This is a genomic window from Enterobacter cloacae complex sp. SHL020, assembly GCF_049236945.1.
Lineage (GTDB): Bacteria > Pseudomonadota > Gammaproteobacteria > Enterobacterales > Enterobacteriaceae > Enterobacter > Enterobacter dykesii.
Map to the genome: position 1 here is coordinate 35,861 of NZ_JBMKJF010000009.1, position 18,182 is coordinate 54,042.

General features: G+C 58.1%; 13 protein-coding genes. 4 read left to right on the forward strand and 9 right to left on the reverse strand.

The genetic code is table 11. From position 1 onward, the window contains the following. The first annotated feature begins 81 nt into the window (after positions 1 to 81). Both ACOTZB_RS18560 and yicI read left to right on the forward strand, forming a co-directional pair. Positions 82 to 1,473 (forward strand): glycoside-pentoside-hexuronide family transporter, encoded by a 1,392-nt coding sequence (locus tag ACOTZB_RS18560; RefSeq protein ID WP_421628104.1) that lies wholly within the window; start codon positions 82 to 84, stop codon positions 1,471 to 1,473. Between the two features lie 12 nt (positions 1,474 to 1,485). Continuing rightward, on the forward strand, positions 1,486 to 3,804 hold the full coding sequence (yicI, locus tag ACOTZB_RS18565) for an alpha-xylosidase (RefSeq protein WP_421628106.1): 2,319 nt from the start codon (positions 1,486 to 1,488) through the stop codon (positions 3,802 to 3,804). Positions 3,805 to 3,961: 157 nt separating this feature from the next. On the opposite strand, the gene ACOTZB_RS18570 is transcribed toward yicI, so the two are convergent. Beyond that, entirely contained in the window at positions 3,962 to 5,650 is a 1,689-nt protein-coding gene (locus ACOTZB_RS18570) for an AsmA family protein (protein ID WP_421628108.1), read from the reverse strand. Between the two features lie 119 nt (positions 5,651 to 5,769). Then, the gene (gene xanP, locus ACOTZB_RS18575) at positions 5,770 to 7,161 is read right to left on the reverse strand and encodes a xanthine/proton symporter XanP (protein WP_023309879.1); all 1,392 of its coding nucleotides are present in this window, start codon (positions 7,159 to 7,161) and stop codon (positions 5,770 to 5,772) included. Between the two features lie 225 nt (positions 7,162 to 7,386). Between xanP and gltS the strand changes: the two genes are divergently transcribed. Further along, on the forward strand, positions 7,387 to 8,589 hold the full coding sequence (gene gltS / locus ACOTZB_RS18580) for a sodium/glutamate symporter (protein WP_042714437.1): 1,203 nt from the start codon (positions 7,387 to 7,389) through the stop codon (positions 8,587 to 8,589). A gap of 2 nt (positions 8,590 to 8,591) precedes the next feature. On the opposite strand, the gene recG is transcribed toward gltS, so the two are convergent. Genes recG through gmk form a run of 5 tightly spaced genes read right to left on the reverse strand, consistent with a single transcriptional unit; the run spans position 8,592 to position 14,458 of the window. Further along, positions 8,592 to 10,673 carry an ATP-dependent DNA helicase RecG gene (recG, locus tag ACOTZB_RS18585; RefSeq protein WP_421628110.1) on the reverse strand — a complete coding sequence of 694 codons (2,082 nt, stop codon included), beginning with the start codon at positions 10,671 to 10,673 and terminating at the stop codon, positions 8,592 to 8,594. A 3-nt stretch (positions 10,674 to 10,676) separates the two neighbouring features. Further along, positions 10,677 to 11,366, reverse strand: coding sequence for a tRNA (guanosine(18)-2'-O)-methyltransferase TrmH (gene trmH, locus ACOTZB_RS18590; protein WP_033147052.1), 690 nt, complete (start codon positions 11,364 to 11,366; stop codon positions 10,677 to 10,679). 4 nt (positions 11,367 to 11,370) lie between these two features. Continuing rightward, entirely contained in the window at positions 11,371 to 13,485 is a 2,115-nt protein-coding gene (gene spoT / locus ACOTZB_RS18595; protein ID WP_023309883.1) for a bifunctional GTP diphosphokinase/guanosine-3',5'-bis pyrophosphate 3'-pyrophosphohydrolase, read from the reverse strand. 19 nt (positions 13,486 to 13,504) lie between these two features. Continuing rightward, entirely contained in the window at positions 13,505 to 13,780 is a 276-nt protein-coding gene (rpoZ, locus tag ACOTZB_RS18600; RefSeq protein WP_000135058.1) for a DNA-directed RNA polymerase subunit omega, read from the reverse strand. A gap of 54 nt (positions 13,781 to 13,834) precedes the next feature. Beyond that, a complete protein-coding gene (gene gmk / locus ACOTZB_RS18605; protein WP_010426438.1) occupies positions 13,835 to 14,458 on the reverse strand; it encodes a guanylate kinase in 624 nt (207 codons plus the stop codon). A gap of 251 nt (positions 14,459 to 14,709) precedes the next feature. On the opposite strand from gmk, the gene ligB reads away from it, so the two are divergent. Continuing rightward, positions 14,710 to 16,380: an NAD-dependent DNA ligase LigB gene (gene ligB / locus ACOTZB_RS18610; protein WP_421628113.1), complete on the forward strand. Its 1,671-nt coding sequence runs from the start codon at positions 14,710 to 14,712 to the stop codon at positions 16,378 to 16,380. A gap of 2 nt (positions 16,381 to 16,382) precedes the next feature. On the opposite strand, the gene ACOTZB_RS18615 is transcribed toward ligB, so the two are convergent. Beyond that, the gene (locus ACOTZB_RS18615; RefSeq protein ID WP_023334014.1) at positions 16,383 to 17,000 is read right to left on the reverse strand and encodes a trimeric intracellular cation channel family protein; all 618 of its coding nucleotides are present in this window, start codon (positions 16,998 to 17,000) and stop codon (positions 16,383 to 16,385) included. Positions 17,001 to 17,206: 206 nt separating this feature from the next. After that, on the reverse strand, positions 17,207 to 18,070 hold the full coding sequence (locus tag ACOTZB_RS18620; RefSeq protein WP_023309886.1) for a YicC/YloC family endoribonuclease: 864 nt from the start codon (positions 18,068 to 18,070) through the stop codon (positions 17,207 to 17,209). Positions 18,071 to 18,182: the final 112 nt, after the last annotated feature.

Genomic DNA, 18,182 nt, shown 5'->3' on the forward strand with positions numbered 1-18,182 from the left:
ACGCAATACCCGCTACTGAAACAATGGTTTAAAACTCTGTAACCGGTCTCAGCGCCCCCTACAGCGTGAAGGATAAAAAAGATGAGCGAAGTATTGTCAGTAAAAGAGAAGATCGGCTACGGCATGGGAGACGCCGCCAGCCACATCATTTTTGATAACGTCATGTTGTACATGATGTTTTTCTACACCGATATTTTCGGCATTCCCGCCGGGTTTATCGGCACCATGTTCCTGCTGGCGCGCGCGCTGGATGCGATCTCCGACCCGTGCATGGGGCTGATTGCCGACCGCACCCGCAGCCGCTGGGGCAAGTTTCGTCCGTGGATTTTGTTCGGCGCCATCCCGTTCGGCATCGTCTGCGTGCTGGCCTACACCACCCCGGACCTCAGCCTCAACGGCAAAATGGTTTACGCCGCCGTTACCTACACCCTGCTGACCCTGCTCTATACCGTGGTGAACATTCCCTACTGCGCGCTCGGCGGCGTGATCACCAGTGACCCGACGCAGCGTATCTCCCTTCAGTCCTGGCGCTTTGTGCTGGCGACCGCGGGCGGCATGCTCTCCACGGTGCTGATGATGCCGCTGGTGAATCTGATTGGCGGCGACGATAAAGCGTTCGGCTTCCAGGGAGGTATCGCCGTGCTGTCGGTAGTCGCGTTCCTGATGCTGGCGTTCTGCTTCTTTACCACCAAAGAGCGCATCCAGGTGCCGCCGAGCACCACCTCCATGCGGGAAGACCTGCGCGACATCTGGCACAACGACCAGTGGCGCATCGTCGGCGTGCTCACCATCCTCAATATACTCGCCGTCTGCGTGCGCGGCGGCGCGATGATGTACTACTGCACCTGGATCATGGGCTCGCCGGAGGTGTTCGTCGCCTTCCTCACCACTTACTGCGTCGGCAACCTGATCGGCTCCGCGCTGGCGAAACCGCTCACCGACTGGAAGTGCAAGGTCAGCATCTTCTGGTGGACCAACGCCGCGCTGGCGGTGGTCAGCGTGGCGATGTTCTTCGTGCCGATGCACGCCACCGTGCTGATGTTCGCCTTTATCTTCGTCATCGGCGTGCTGCACCAGCTGGTGACGCCGATCCAGTGGGTGATGATGTCCGATACCGTCGACTACGGCGAATGGACCAACGGCAAACGCCTGACCGGCATCAGCTTCGCGGGCACGCTGTTCGTGCTGAAGCTCGGCCTGGCGCTGGGCGGGGCGATGATCGGCTGGATGCTGGCAGGCGGCGGCTACGACGCGGCAGCCAAAACCCAGAACAGCGCGACCATCAGCATCATTATCGGCCTGTTTACCCTGGCCCCGGCGGCCTGCTACGTGCTGAGCGCCATTATCGCCAAACGCTACTACACGCTGAAAACCCCCTTCCTGACCAAAATCCTGGGCGAACTGGCGCAGGGCGCGCGCCGCAATCAGCAGGAATTTGAAAACCTGCCGGTCAGCAAAGAATTACAGAACTAAGAGGACGAAAGCATGAAAATCAGTGATGGAAACTGGCTTATTCAACCGGGCCTGAACGTCACGTATCCGGTTCAGGTGTTCGACGTGGAGCAGCAGGGCAAGGACCTGGTGGTGTACGTGGCGCCGCGCGACGTGCGCGAACGCACCTGGCAGCTCGACACGTTGATGTTCACGGTGCGCCTGTTTTCCCCGCAGGAAGGGATTGTCGGGGTGCGCATCGAGCACTTCCAGGGCGCGCTGAACAACGGCCCGCACTATCCGCTTAACGTTCTGAAAGACGTGAAAGTAGAGATTGAAAACAACGCCGAGTTTGCCGAGCTGAAAAGCGGCAACGTCAGCGTGCGCGTCACCAAAGGCGAGTTATGGGCGCTGGATTTCCTGCGCAACGGCCAGCGTATTACTGGCAGCCAGCTGAAAAACAACGGCTACGTGCAGGACAACAATACCGATCGCAATTACGTATTCGAACGTCTGGATCTGGGCGTGGGGGAAACTGTCTACGGTCTGGGCGAGCGCTTTACCGCGCTGGTGCGCAACGGCCAGACGGTCGAAACCTGGAACCGCGACGGCGGCACCAGCACCGAGCAGTCCTACAAAAATATTCCGTTCTACCTGACCAACCGCGGCTACGGCGTGCTGGTGAATCATCCGGAAAACGTCTCGTTTGAAGTCGGCTCCGAGAAGGTCTCCAAAGTGCAGTTCAGCGTGGAAGGGGAATATCTCGAGTACTTCGTGATCGACGGCCCGACGCCGAAAGAGGTGCTGAACCGCTATACGCGGTTCACCGGGCGTCCGGCGCTGCCGCCTGCCTGGTCGTTCGGCCTGTGGCTCACCACCTCGTTCACCACCAACTACGACGAAGCGACGGTAAACAGCTTTATCGACGGCATGGCCGAGCGCAACCTGCCGCTGCACGTGTTCCACTTCGACTGCTTCTGGATGAAGGCCTTCCAGTGGTGCGACTTCGAGTGGGACCCGGTGACCTTCCCGGACCCGGAAGGCATGATCCGCCGTCTGAAGGAGAAAGGGCTGAAGGTCTGCGTGTGGATCAACCCGTACATCGGCCAGAAGTCACCGATCTTCCGGGAGCTGAAAGAGAAGGGCTACCTGCTCAGGCGCCCGGACGGCTCCCTGTGGCAGTGGGACAAATGGCAGCCGGGGCTGGCGATTTACGACTTCACCAACCCGGACGCGTGCCGGTGGTATGCCGACAAGCTGAAAGGCCTGGTGGACATCGGCGTCGACTGCTTCAAGACCGACTTCGGCGAGCGTATCCCGACCGACGTGCAGTGGTTCGACGGGTCCGATCCGCAGAAGATGCACAACCACTACGCCTACATCTATAACGAGCTGGTGTGGAACGTGCTGAAAGAGACGGTGGGGGAAGAAGAGGCGGTACTGTTTGCCCGCTCCGCGTCCGTCGGTGCGCAGCAGTTTCCGGTGCACTGGGGCGGCGACTGCTACGCCAACTATGAATCGATGGCCGAAAGCCTGCGCGGCGGGCTGTCGATTGGCCTGTCCGGGTTCGGGTTCTGGAGCCACGATATCGGCGGGTTCGAAAATACCGCTCCGGCGCACGTCTACAAGCGCTGGTGCGCGTTCGGGCTGTTCTCCAGCCATAGCCGACTGCACGGCAGCAAATCCTATCGCGTGCCGTGGGCGTACGACGACGAGTCCTGCGACGTGGTGCGCCATTTCACGCAGCTGAAATGTCAGCTGATGCCGTATCTGTATCGTCAGGCGGCGCTGGCCCGCGAGTTCGGCACGCCGATGCTGCGGGCGATGATGTTGGAGTTCCCGGACGATCCGGCGTGTGATTACCTCGACCGCCAGTACATGCTGGGGGATGCGGTGATGGTTGCGCCGGTGTTCTCCGAGGCGGGCGACGTGCAGTTCTACCTGCCGGAAGGCCGATGGACGCACCTGTGGCACAACGACGAAATTCAGGGCAGCCGCTGGCATAAGCAGCAGCACGATTTTATGAGCCTGCCGGTCTACGTGCGCGATAACACGCTGCTGGCGCTGGGTAACAATAACCAGAAGCCGGACTACGCGTGGAATGAGGGGACGGCCTTCCAGCTGTTTAACCTGGACGACGGCGCAACGGCGGTGAGCGAAGTGCCTGCGGCGGACGGCTCTGTGGCGTTTACGCTGAAGGCGTCACGTCAGGGCGACACCGTGACCTTTACCGGTGCGGGAGACGCGCAAAACTGGTCGGTGTGCTTGCGCAACGTGCAGAAGGTGAGCGGCGTAGAAGGTGGTTCACACGCGGGCAGCGAGTGGGGTGTGGTGGTGAAAGCGGAGGGGAATGAGGTGGTGGTTCACTTCTGAGCTGGAAAAATGCCCGGTGGCGCTTCGCTTACCGGGCCTACGATAATTATGCGGTCTGGTGCCCTCACCCTGACCCTCTCCCACAGGGAGAGGGAACAAACATCAAAAACGGCAACAGGGTTGCCGTTTTGCATTTACCTTGCGCCACCCGGCTTGTTTATTGCACCGGTGTTGAAACCACTCCGCCCGTCATCGTCTGCTGTACCTGCTGTTTATCCATATTCACCGCGTTCAGCTTGCCGTTCACCGTTGACTTCAACGGGGCATTTGCCTGCACGCTGCCGCTGGCGGTGAGCTGAATATTGCCGTCGCCCGTAATCGGCAGCGCAGGCCAGCCCCACTGCTGCAGCACGTTGAGCGGCACGCCGCGCCCGTTCAGGCTCACCGTGGTCTGCCGCTGCGGCAGCTGTGAAACCGTCGCCGTGGCTTCCAGAATACCTTTCTCGGTAAAGGCGCTCAGGTCGGTAATGTTCACCGTGGCGGCGTTGGCATTCAGCGCCAGCGACGGACGGCGCACGTCCACGCGGTTAAAGGTCGCTGCCGCGCCGTTCAGGGTTGCGCTGCCGCCCCAGATACCCCACTGGCGATCTTTCACCAGCTGCAGGTTTGCGCCGTAGCCGTCCAGAGAGGTGATCTGCCACGGGAAGGCGGGATCGATGTCGATCACCAGGTTACGGCTCAGGCCGAATTTTTGCAGCGTGACGCTGTTCAGCCATTCCGGCAGAGGCTCCATCCACAGCGTTTTCCAGTTCTGCGGCAGGGTGTACTCCAGCCCGGCGATGGCAACATCGTCCAGCACCAGCGCTTTACCGTCGCGCAGCCAGTTACCGGAGGTGCGCACCATGCCGCCCTCCCAGCGGGAGGTGAACTGACGCAGCGCCATTCCCTGCGGGGAAAACTCCGCATTCAGGATCGGATCAAAAAGATGCAGCGAGCCGTAGATAAACTCGCTGGCATTCATGGATAGCCGGCCTTCCTGGCTCTGCCAGTCGCCTTTGCTGAGAGTCAGGTTGCGCAGGCTTAAATCGAGATCGGTCACCGCCCAGTCCGGGCCCTGAAGCCGGGCGTCGGTTACGTCCAGACGACCAATCTGTAGAGAGGGGATAGTGGCTAGCGGCGCGAAGAACGCCATCAGCGTTTTGTCGCTCTGCAGGCGGATCTCGTTCAGGCGCATGGTGTCGATAATCCAGCTCCCGTCGGCGTTGCGCAGGGCGGAGCCGGTAAGCGAGCCACGGGCCATATCGGCGCCAATCGTTTTCAGCACCACTTCCTTGCCGTTAAGCTGGCCCTCGATCAGCACGTTGGTGGCCGGTACGCCGTTCAGGGTCAGCGAGCCCGCGCTCATCTGGATCTGCGCGTTGTTCCCCAGCACGTTGCCCGCTTCCGGTTGCCACGGGCTGACGCCGCCCGTGACCTTCTGCGCGCTCAGGTCCCATTCGGTATTCGGGCTGTTAAACGCCATGTTGTTCAGCTGCAGGCGATCCGTCTGGAAGGGCAGCGGTGCCGTCTGGGGCGAGAGATTCAGCGTGCCGTCGAACAGGGTGATGGTGTCCATATGCAGCGGATCGGTTATCTGGCGGCTGCTCAGGCCGATATCGACTTTTTTGGCTACCAGCGTGGCGGGTTTACCGTCCCGACCGAAGGTGACGTTTTCCAGAATGATGTGGGAAGGCGACGAAAAGCGGTGATTCATCTTGTCGAAACTGAGTTCGTAGTCGGTATTCACCGTCACCCAGCTGCTGACCTGAGACGCGCCCCAGCGGGTCTGGAGCAGAATGTAGAATGCCAGCAGCACAATGAGCAGGGCTACCAGAAGATAGATAAGGAGCTTTCCAATAAATTTCATGGTCTTCCATCCCGCAAAACGCACATAAGGGAGTTATGCACGATTTATGCGCAATCCTCAAGGCGGGAATGGTGTAATTAGATGTCACGGCAGGCATTGACTGCCTGCCGTGAAGAGGATCAGTTCTTTTCAGGCGGGAAAACGAGGTTCAGAACGATAGCGGTGATACCGCCCGCGGCAATGCCGGAAGAGAGCAGGTTTTTCACCCAGTCAGGCGCAAACTGCAGGATCAGCGGCTGCTGGGAAACACCCAGACCAACGGCCAGCGACAGCGCGATAATCATGATCGCGCGGCGGTTCAGCGGCTCGCGGGAGACAATACGCACGCCGGAGGCCGCGATAGTGCCGAACATCACCAGCGTCGCGCCGCCCAGCACCGGCTCAGGAATGTGCTGCACAAAGCCGCTTACCGCCGGGAACAGGCCGAGGACGATCAGCATCAGTGCCACCACGAAGCCAACGTAGCGGCTGGCCACGCCGGTCAGCTGGATCACGCCGTTGTTCTGACCGAAGCAGGAGTTCGGGAAGGTGTTGAATACCGCAGAGACAAACGAGTTCAGGCCGTTCGCCAGCACGCCGCCTTTCAGGCGCTTCATGTACAGCGGGCCGGAAACGGGCTGCTCGGAGACGTCCGAGGTAGCGGTGATGTCACCGATGGTCTCCAGAGAGGTGATCATAAAGACGAGCATCAGCGGCAGGAGCAGACCCCAGTCAATGCCCAGACCGTAGTACAGCGGCGTAGGAACGACGATCAGCGCGCTGTTGGTCGGCGCGGTGTTCTCCGGCAGCATGCCCAGCGCCCACGCCAGCAGGTAGCCCGCCGCCATGGCGATCACCAGCGAGGCGACGCGCAGGTAAGGATTACGCTGACGGTTAAGCAGAATAATGATCGCCAGCACGACACCCGCCAGCAGCAGGTTTTTCGGCGCGCCAAAGGTGTGGTCGCTCATTGCGGCATAGCCGCCGCCGATGGAGGTCAGGCCCACCTGAATCAGCGACAGGCCGATAATCATCACCACCACGCCGGAAACCAGCGGGGTAATGACGCGGCGAGCCAGATGCAGAACGCGGGAGATGACCATCTCCGTGCAGCTGGCCAGCATCAGAGTGCCGAACAGCGCCGCCATCATGGTTGGGACATCCGCACCACCGGTTTTCAGCGCCGTACCGCCCATGATCAGCGGTGCCACGAAGTTAAAGCTGGTGCCCTGAATCGACAATAAACCTGACCCCACCGGACCCCACGCTTTAATTTGAATAATCGAGGCCACGCCGGAGGCGAAGAGAGACATGCTGATAATGTGCTGCGTGTCCTGCGCCGGTAAGCCGAGCGCCTGGCAAATCAGCAGCGCCGGGGTGATCACCGCAACAAACATCGCCAGAAGATGCTGGCAGGCGGCGAAAAGCGTTTGCGGCAGCGGAGGGCGGTCTTCAAGGCGGTAAATCAGTTCGCTATTTTGCTTCTGCGCAATCGGTTGCGCATCAGGCGACTCTATGGTGTTAACGGACATCGGCGGCAATTCCACGGTGGAAAAGCGGGCATTTTATCTGACCACCTGGTAAAAGCAAACGATTGCCAGCAAAAAAAGGGAAGAAAATCTGCTGCTGTGAGCAGGTTTTCTACAACGCATCGGGAAAAAAAATTACACTTTTTGCGCCGGGGGCTCATGAAGAGCGCAAACCGGCCCAGGATAACGCCGCGTGTGTATGGAGCACGCGCATTACAGGAGCCTTTTATGATTCATCTCGATACGTTGTCGACCCTTGTTGCCGCAACGCTGGTTCTTCTGCTTGGTCGCAAGCTGGTACATAGCGTTTCCCTTCTGAAGAAATACACCATTCCTGAACCTGTCGCCGGTGGCCTGCTGGTGGCGCTGGCCCTGCTGATACTGAAAAAAAGCATGGGCTGGGAAATCGATTTTGATATGTCCCTGAAAGACCCGCTGATGCTGGCCTTCTTTGCCACTATAGGCCTGAACGCCAACCTGGCGAGCCTGCGCTCGGGCGGTAAGGTGCTCGGCGTATTCCTGATTGTGGTGGTGGGGCTGCTGCTGATGCAAAACGCCATTGGTATCGGCATGGCAACGCTGCTGGGGCTGGATCCGCTTATGGGTCTGCTGGCGGGGTCGATTACACTTTCGGGCGGTCACGGAACCGGGGCCGCGTGGAGCAAGCTGTTCATCGAGCGCTATGGGTTTGAAAACGCGACGGAAGTGGCGATGGCCTGTGCGACCTTTGGTCTGGTGCTGGGTGGCCTGATTGGCGGCCCGGTGGCGCGGTATCTGGTGAAGCACTCCACCACGCCGAACGGCAGGCCTGACGATGAGCTGGTGCCGACCGCGTTCGAAAAGCCGGACGTCGGGCGCAGCATTACCTCGCTGGTGCTGATTGAAACTATCGCGATGATCGCCATCTGCCTGACCGTGGGCAAAGTGGTTGCGCAATGGCTGGCGGGTTCCGCGTTTGAACTGCCGACCTTTGTCTGCGTGCTGTTTATCGGGGTGATCCTGAGCAACGGTCTGGCGCTGATGGGTTTCTATCGCGTGTTTGAACGGGCGGTATCGGTACTCGGCAACGTCTGCCTGTCGCTGTTCCTGGCGATGGCGCTGATGAGCCTCAAGCTGTGGGAGCTGGCCTCGCTGGCTCTGCCGATGGTGGCGATACTGGCGGTGCAGGCGCTGTTTATGGCGCTGTACGCCATGTTCGTGACCTGGCGCATGATGGGCAAAAACTACGATGCGGCGGTGCTGGCGGCGGGTCACTGCGGGTTTGGTCTGGGGGCCACTCCAACGGCTATCGCCAACATGCAGGCGATCACCGAACGGTTCGGGCCATCGCACATGGCGTTTCTGGTGGTCCCGATGGTTGGCGCCTTCTTTATTGATATCGTCAACGCGCTGGTGATCAAGCTGTACCTGATGCTGCCGATGTTTGCCTGACATCAGGCGTTGGAATAACGCTCGGTTTCCGGCATCCAGCGCTCAATTAACGCTGCCGCCTGTTCGGGGTAGCGTTCATGAATATGGCGGGCGAGGCGCTGAACCTCGGGGATCAGGGCCTGATCGCGCAGTAAATCCGCAACCTTGAATTCCGCGTTACCCGTCTGACGCGTGCCCAGCAGTTCGCCCGGGCCGCGGATCTCCAGGTCTTTTTGCGCAATCACAAAACCGTCGTTGCTGTCGCGCAGCACCTGCAACCGCATCTGTGCGGTTTTGGAAAGAGGTGCTTTGTAGAGCAGTACGCAGTGGGACGCAACCGCGCCGCGGCCGACGCGCCCGCGCAGCTGGTGGAGCTGGGCAAGGCCGAGACGCTCCGGGTTTTCGATGATCATCAGGCTGGAATTCGGGACGTCCACGCCAACTTCGATCACCGTGGTGGCGATCAGCAGATGTAAATCACCCTGTTTGAACGACTGCATCACCGCCTGTTTTTCAGCGGGCTTCATGCGGCCGTGAACCAGACCGACGTTCAGCTCCGGCAGCGCCAGCTTAAGCTCTTCCCACGTTGCTTCGGCAGCCTGCGCCTCCAGCAGTTCCGATTCTTCAATCAGCGTACAGACCCAGTAGGCCTGACGCCCTTCCTGGGTGCAGGCGTTGCGCACGCGGTCGATGATATCGCTGCGGCGCGTGTCGGGAATGGCGACCGTGGTGACCGGCGTACGGCCCGGCGGCAGTTCGTCGATGGTGGAGGTATCCAGATCGGCGTAAGCGGTCATCGCCAGGGTGCGCGGGATCGGCGTGGCGGTCATGATCAGCTGATGCGGGTGGAAGCCCTGCTGCAGCCCTTTCTCCCAGAGCGCCAGACGCTGATGCACGCCGAAGCGGTGCTGCTCGTCGATAATCACCAGCGCAAGACCGTTAAACTGCACCTGCTCCTGGAAGATGGCGTGCGTGCCGACAATCATCTGCACCTGCCCGCTGGCAATAGCCTCCTGTTGCGCAAGGCGCGCTTTGCCTTTTTGCTTCCCGGCAAGCCAGCCCACTTCAATTCCGAGTGGCGCAAACCAGGCGCGGAAATTGTTGGCGTGCTGTTCAGCCAGCAGCTCGGTCGGCGCCATTAGCGCCACCTGTTTACCGTGGGCAATCGCGCGCAGGGCCGCCAGCGCGGCAACCAGCGTTTTACCGGAGCCCACGTCGCCCTGCACCAGGCGCATCATCGGCACGTCAAGCGCCATATCGCGTTCAATCTCTGCGGTGACGCGCGCCTGCGCGCCGGTGGGTTTAAACGGCAGCGAGGCCAGCAGCTTATCTTTGAGCGCATCATTCTGGCTTAACGGCTGAGCGTGGAAACGCTGCGCGCCCGCGCGAAGCGCCAGCATGCTCAGGTTATGTGCCAGCAATTCCTCAAGGATAAGACGCCGTTGTGCGGGGTGTTTGCCGCTTTCTAAATCGCTGAGCTGCAGCGTTGGCGGCGGGCGGTGCAGGGTTCGCAGCGCCTCGGGCAGGCTCATCATGCCCTGCGCCAGTTCGGGCGGCAGCAGCTCGGTAATGGCGCAGGTATCCAGCAGCTCCAGCGCCTGATCGGTGAGCTTGCGCAGCGTCGCCTGCTTGATGCCTTCGGTCGTTGGATAAACCGGAGTGAGCGTCTCCTGCATTTCCGGCGTGCTGAGATCGCCCTGCACGCGGTACTCCGGGTGGATCATCTCTGCGCCGTATTTCCCGCGTTTGGCTTCGCCATAGGCCAGCACCCTGCGGCCCGTCGCCAGGCTGTTTTTCATCGCCGCGTTGAAGTTGAAAAAACGCATGGTGAGAATGCCGGTGCCGTCGCTTATCTGGCAGGTCATCATCCGGCGTCCGCCGAAGGTGATGTTGCAGTTCAGGACTTCGCCTTCAACGGTGGCGTAAATGGCGGGAAGGAGATCGCCAATCTTGTAGAGCTGGGTGCGGTCTTCGTAACGCAGGGGGAGGTGAAGCAGGAGATCCTGCACGGTGTGCAGGCCAATTTTTGCCAGCTTATTGCTTTGCGCCGCGCCCACGCCCGTCAGGCTGTTAAGCGGGATGGCATCCAGCAGGCGGCCTTTCATCGCTTACCCGGCGTACTGCATGGTGGCCCACCACTCGGCATCGGCTTCAATTTCGCCCTGCGCGTTGACGTGGGGGTAAGGCAATTTTTTCTGCTTCGCAACGCGAGCCAACACCGGATAACCACCTTCAAACAGCAGGCGCTGCTGTTCCTCTTCCGGCAGCATGCTGTTGCTGCGCTCGTACATCCCGGCGTTCTGACGCTGACGCTGCGCTTCATACAGAATGAGCGCGGACGCCACGGAGACGTTCAAAGACTGCACCATGCCGATCATCGGAATGATGATGTCACGATCCGCCAGATCCAGCGCTTCCCGGGAGATCCCGGTTTTCTCCTGACCCATCAAAATGCAGGTCGGGCGGGTGTAGTCGATCTCGCGGAAATCTACGGCTTTGGCGGACAGGTTAGTGGCGAGGATCTGCATCCCGCGCCCTTTCAGGTGCGATACGGCTTCGCCAATAGTGTGATGATTTTTGACAGACACCCAGCTGTTGCTGCCTGCCGCCGCCGAGACCGTATTGCGCATACGGCCGTCCGGCCAGACGGCGTGCACTTCATGCACACCGACGGCATCTGCGGTACGAACGATAGCAGAGACGTTATGAGGTTTATGCACCTGCTCCATGCAGACCGTCAGGTCAGGCTGACGCCTGGCGAGCATTTCGCAGATACGTGCATAACGTTGTGAATTCATAAACCTAGTTTCGGTTTCGGGTGACTTTAATCACGTCCGGCATGACGCGGATCTTGCGCATAATATTCGCCAGATGCACGCGGTCGCGGGCGGTCAGACGAATAAAGGCGCTATACACGCGGCCATCTTTTTCTTCCGTATTCAGGCTCTGAATGTTGGAAGAAGCCGTGTTGATCGCTGCCGTCAGGTTCGCCAGGGCACCCTGATGGTTGAACATATCCACCTTAATTTCGGTGATAAATTCCTGCGCGGTCTCTTTATCCCACTCAACCGCCATAAATTTCTCGGCTTCTTTCTGGTAGCCGCGAATGTTACGACAGGATTCGTGGTGAATAACCAGCCCTTTACCCGGGCTGACGTGCGCAATAATCGGGTCGCCAGGAATTGGACGACAGCATTTTGCGAAGGTGATCAGCACCCCGTCTGCGCCTTTAATCGGCAGGTGTCCGTGGCTTTGCGTGGTTGCAGGCACCGCTGTCGTGTCGCCTTGCTGCAGGTTCTTCGCCACCACCACGCTCATGGCGTTGCCAAGGCCAATCTCTGCCAGCAGGTCGTCAAGCGACGCAAGCTTCATGCGCTCCAGCTCACGCTGGACGTTCTCCTGCGGAATTTCAGCCAGCTTACGGCTACCGCCCAACGCGTGGTTGAGCAGACGACGCCCCAGGCTGACGGAATCATCGCGCTTGAGGTTTTTCAGCAGCTGGCGAATTTTGGCGCGCGCTTTGGAGCTCACGACAAAGTTCAGCCAGGCCGCGTTCGGACGTGCGCCCGGCGCGGTAATAATTTCTACCGTCTGGCCGCTGGAGAGCGGCTGAGACAGCGGATAAGGCTGTCTGTCGACACGCGCGCCGACGCAGGCATGCCCAATATCGGTATGCACAGCGTAAGCGAAGTCGACCGGCGTTGCGCCCGCAGGCAGTTCGACAATGCGACCTTCTGGGGTGAAAACGTAAATCTCATCCGGGAAGAGATCGGATTTAACGCTCTCGATAAATTCAAACGAGCTACCCGCACTCTGCTGAAGCTCCAGCAGGCTCTGCATCCAGCGCTGGGCGCGGATTTGGGCGGTCGTGCTGCTTTCGCCACCGTGCTCTTTATACGCCCAGTGTGCGGCAACACCCATCTCTGCCATCTGGTCCATGTCCTCGGTGCGAATTTGCACCTCAACAGGCACGCCGTGTGGCCCAATCATCGAGGTGTGCAAAGATTGATAGCCGTTCGCTTTTGGGATAGCGATGTAATCTTTCATGCGCCCCGGACGCGGTTTGTAGAGGCTGTGCATCTGCCCCAGCACGCGATAGCAGGTGTCCGAGTCGTGGACGATCACGCGGAAAGCGTAGATATCCATGATCGAGTGAAAACGCTGCTCCTTGAGCACCATTTTGCAGTAGATGGAGTACAAATGTTTCTCGCGACCGCTGACGCGGCACGGAATTCCCGCTTCCTGTAAGCGCCCTTCGATTTCCGAGAGGATTTTTTGAATCATCTCTTTACGGTTACCGCGCGCGGCTTTCACCACCTCTTTAATCACGCGATAGCGGTTCGGGTACAACGCTTCAAAGCCCAGCTCTTCCAGCTCGGTTTTAATGTGGTGAATACCTAAACGGTGCGCCAGCGGACTGTAGATTTCGAGAGTTTCACGGGCAATGCGGCGACGTTTATCCGGGCGAAGTGAGCCCAGCGTGCGCATGTTATGGGTACGGTCAGCGAGTTTGATGAGAATGACGCGGATATCCTGCACCATCGCCATAATCATCTTGCGGAAGTTTTCGGCTTGCGCCTCTTTCTTGTCGCGGAAATTCAGCTTATCAAGCTTAGAGACCCCTTCCACCAGTTCGGCAACGCTTTTGCCAAACAGCTGTTCCATGTCCTGATAAGTGGCAGGGGTATCTTCGATCACGTCATGCAGCAGAGCGGCCATCAGCGTTTCGTAGTCGAGTTTCATCTCGGCCAGAATACAGGCCACCGCTACCGGGTGCGTGATATAGGGTTCACCGCTTGAACGTGTCTGGCCCTCGTGAGCGTCACGTGCAACGAGATACGCCTGCTGAAGACGCTTAATCTGGTCTTCAGGCAGGTAGGTTTGAATCAGTTGATTCAGGCTTTCAAACAGATACAAGGGCGACCCGCAGGTTTAATTAACGACGACCTTCAGCAATAGCGGTTACGGCCTGCAGTTCTGCGGCTTCCTGCTCTTGCTGCTCCTGGCGCTCACGCACGTCGAGGATCTGGTTGTTGATCAGACCTTCTTCGATTTCACGAAGTGCAATAACGGTGGTTTTATCGTTTTCTTCCGGTACCAGCGGATCTTTACCGCCTACCTGCATCTGACGAGCGCGACGCGCGGCGACCAGCACCAGGTCAAAACGGTTACCAATTTTCTCTACAGCGTCCTGAACAGTTACGCGTGCCATACTTAAAATGCTCCACAGGTGAAGAAATGACTGGGCATGATACTGAAAGTGGGTTCAGTCTGCCAACAGTTTGGTGATTAATGCGTCATGTCGCTGCTTCTGGCGGCTCATACGCAGACGTTCTGCACGAAGAATGGTTTTGAGATCGCTCAGCGCGGCATCAAAATCATCATTCACAATAAGGTAATCATATTCCGCGTAATGGCTCATTTCTGCAACAGCCTGTTCCATACGCTTTGCGATCACTTCTTCGCTGTCCTGACCGCGGCCACGCAGGCGGCGATCCAGCTCATCTTTCGATGGCGGTAAAATAAAGATACTGCGCGAGTCGGGCATTTTCTTGCGAATTTGCTGTGCGCCCTGCCAGTCGATATCCAGGAACACATTCACGCCCGTGGCCAGAACCTGCTCAATGGTTTCACGCGACGTACCGTAGTAATTACCGAATACTTCAGCGTGTTCAAGAAACGCGTCTCTGCCGATCATCGCTCTGAATTCGTCGTGATCCACAAAGAAATAGTGTTCACCGTGCACTTCACCCGGACGCGGCGCTCGCGTGGTGTGAGAAACAGAAACCTGTGTGTCGTACAACGGTTGGGTTTTTAACAGTGCCTGAATAAGGCTGGATTTACCCGCGCCACTAGGGGCAGAAACAATATAAAGCGTGCCTTGAGCCATGAGAGTCTTTTGTATGTGTTAACGAAGAAGTCCTACATACGGGCTTATTATACACGTCACCGCCGTGTGACGTAGCCTTTGTCACACTTTTTCCCCTGGATTATTGAATTTTGCGTGCCGTTTTCAGGTTTTATCTGTGGTTTTCAGCAACCAAAAGAAACACCGGATAGCGTCTCGCATTGTGAAATGTTGCCGTTAGCGTTGTTTCAGGCATTCGGGTATATCTCCTGCAATGAAAAGGAGGGGTAGCGATGTGGCGATGGATAAGCGGGTTAATGCTGTTGTGGTGTGGCTATGGCGCGGCGGTGTGTCCGGTGTGGTCGCAGGCAAAAGCAGAAAAAGAGATGGCGTCGTTAAGCGCGCAAATCAAACGCTGGGATGAGGCTTACTGGAAGCAGGGCGTGAGTGAGATCAGCGACGAGATTTACGACCAGCTTCACGGGCGGTTAACGCAGTGGCAGCGCTGTTTTGGCAGTGAGCCTTCAGAAGAGAAACTCCCCGCGCTGGCGGGAAGCGTAAAACATCCTGTTGCCCATACGGGCGTTCATAAAGTGGCCAGCAAAGAGGAGTTGAGACAGTGGATGCGTGTCCGACAGCATCTGTGGCTGCAGCCAAAAGTTGACGGTGTGGCGGTAACGCTGGTCTATCGCAACGGAAAGTTAACCCAGGCTATCAGTCGCGGGGATGGCCTCAAAGGGGAAGACTGGACCGGGAAGGTACGTTTAATCCCGTCAGTTCCGCAAAATCTCACCGGCGCGCTGGCGAATAGCGTCTTGCAGGGCGAGCTTTACTGGTTATGCGACAACCACATTCAGAGCCAGTTGGGCGGAATGAACGCTCGCGCAAAGGTAGCGGGGGCGATGATGCGGCAAAAGGATAACTCGCTATTGAGCAAGATCGGCGTATTCATCTGGGCCTGGCCGGATGGGCCGAAAGATATGCGTACCTCTTTAGCTGAACTGTCTCAGGCCGGTTTTCCGTTGTCGGCACAGTACACGCTACCCGCCGATTCTGTCGATGCCGTCGAGAAGCAGCGCGCGGCCTGGCACGTGACCGCATTACCTTTTGCCACGGATGGCATTGTGGTGCGTTCGGAGGATGAACCTGCGGGCGAAGAGTGGTTACCGGGAGAAGGCAGCTGGGTTGTCGCGTGGAAATATCCTCCTGCATCCCAGGTCGCTGAGGTGAGTGATATTCATTTTTCCGTGGGGCGCACGGGCAAAATTTCCGTTGTAGCAGCGCTGGAACCCGTACAACTGGATGATAAACAGGTGCAGCGGGTGAGTCTGGGCTCGGTTGGGCGCTGGCAGAGTCTGGATATTGCTCCGGGGGATCAGATACAGATCAGCCTGGCCGGGCAGGGCATCCCCCGGTTTGATAAGGTGCTCTGGCGCGGAACGGACAGACATAAACCAGAGCCTCCGGCCTCGCGCTATCATGCTCTTAGCTGTTTCTATGCTTCGCCGGAGTGTATGGAGCAGTTCTTTGCCCGGCTGACCTGGCTCAGTTCAAAGCAGGTATTCGATATTGAAGGATTAGGCGAGTCAGGCTGGCGGACCCTCTGGCAGGCGCATCATTTTGAACATCTCTTTTCATGGCTATTATTAACGCAGGCGCAGCTGCAGGCTACACCGGGGTTTTCCTCAGCACGCGGGCTGGCGCTTTGGCACCGCTTTAATCTGGTGCGCGAGAAGCCGTTTATCCGCTGGCTCATGGCAATGGGTGTGCCATTGACCCAGGCTTCGCTGAAGGCGATGGGAGACATATCGTGGCAGAAGATGAGCGGGCGCAACGCAAAGGACTGGCAGACCCTGCCGGGAACGGGAGAGGAGAAAGCGCGACAAATCGTTAACTGGATTCACGCCCCTCAGATAGATGTGCTGGCGAAATGGCTCGCTGAACAGCACATCAACGGGTTCTGAAGCTAGTGGGCGCTGTGTTTGTAATGAAAAACGGGCAGCCCGAGCTTCAGACGCAGCGCCAGCATGCGGGCCGTAAAGCCAAACAGCAGCGTTGAGATGACCACCACATCATGGTTTGAAACGTAATGCTGCAGGGCGATATAGAGCACCGCTGCCGCAAAGGAGATGCCGGCATACAGCTCTTTTTGAAAGACCAGGGGGATGCGTTTGCAGAACATATCTCGCAGCACACCGCCGAATACGCCCGTGACCACGGCGGCGATGGTGGCGATAACCGGTCCTTCCCCCATATCGAGCGCGATTTGCGCGCCGATGATCGAAAAGACAATCAGCCCCAGCGCATCAAGCACAAGGAACAGGCGGCGAAGATGGGGCATAACGGGCGCCACTATGGTGGTTAACACGGCGGCCGTCGCCACAATAATCACGTACTCAGGGTGTTTAACCCAGCCGAGTGGGTAATGGCCAAGCAGAATATCGCGCACAGAACCGCCGCCCAGTGCGGTTGCGGTAGCAATAATGATCACGCCGAAGGTGTCCATGCGGCGACGTCCGGCGGCAAGCGCGCCGGTCATGGCTTCTGCGGTGATGCCAATGAGATAAAGGATGTGAAGCAGCATATACCCTCCGGTGTGAACGCGGGGCAGGTTAGCGATTTGTGCGCAAGATCACGATTGAGATTTTCTAAGGCGAGTCAGTTTGCCCTATAAATTTTTATCAAGTTATATTGAGCAGGCTTGATGAAAGGCGGTAAAGCAACAAAATGGGCGTTGAGATGGATTAGAAAAAATAATGGGGTGGTGCGGTCGACACCACCCAAATAGCGTTACTCGATATTCTGGATCTGCTCGCGCATCTGCTCAATCAGCACTTTCAGCTCAATCGCTGAATTCGTCACTTCTGCATTGATCGACTTAGACGCCAGGGTGTTCGACTCGCGGTTGAACTCCTGCATCATAAAGTCCAGACGGCGGCCCACAGCTTCTTTCTTCTTCAGAATGTTGTAGGTTTCTTTAACGTGCGCTTCCAGACGGTCCAGCTCTTCAGCGACATCAATACGCTGCGCCATCAGCACCAGCTCTTGTTCCAGACGGGTGTTTTCCAGCTGAACTTCCGCTTCTTCCAGTTTGGCGACAAGGCGCTCGCGCTGCCATTGCAGCACTTCTGGCATATGGGTGCGGACTTTCGCTACTTCGGTGCTCACGCCTTCAAGGCGCTGCTCAATCATCGCTTTCAGCGCCTGGCCTTCGGTTTCGCGGGCAACGATAAAGTCGTCCAGCGTGCCGTCGAGGGCTGCCAGGATTTCAGCGGCAATAGCATCCAGATCCTGCTCACCGGCCGCCATGACGCCAGGCCAGCGCAGAATATCAACCGGGTTAATTTCGCCTTCATCGCTCTGCATTTTGACCCAGTTCGCTGCATTCACGAGCTGTTTCGCCAGTTTTTCGTTGAGGATGAGCTCGCCCTGTGCGCTGGCATCGGGCTCAAAGCGCAGGTTGCATTCGACTTTTCCGCGCGTCAGGCGCGTACGGATACGTTCACGTACGACAGGCTCAAGGCTGCGGAACTGCTCCGGCATACGGAAATACGTTTCCAGGTAACGCTGGTTTACCGAGCGCATTTCCCATGTGGCGCTGCCCCAGCTACCCTTGATTTCACGCCGGGCGTAGGCGGTCATACTGCGGATCATAGACATTCCCGTTTTTAAAGGAGAGATGGGGGGATTATAGCTTTCGGGGGCTTCTCAGGATAGGAATAAGCGTCCTTTATCCGTATAATGCGCAGCCACATTCGTTTCAAGC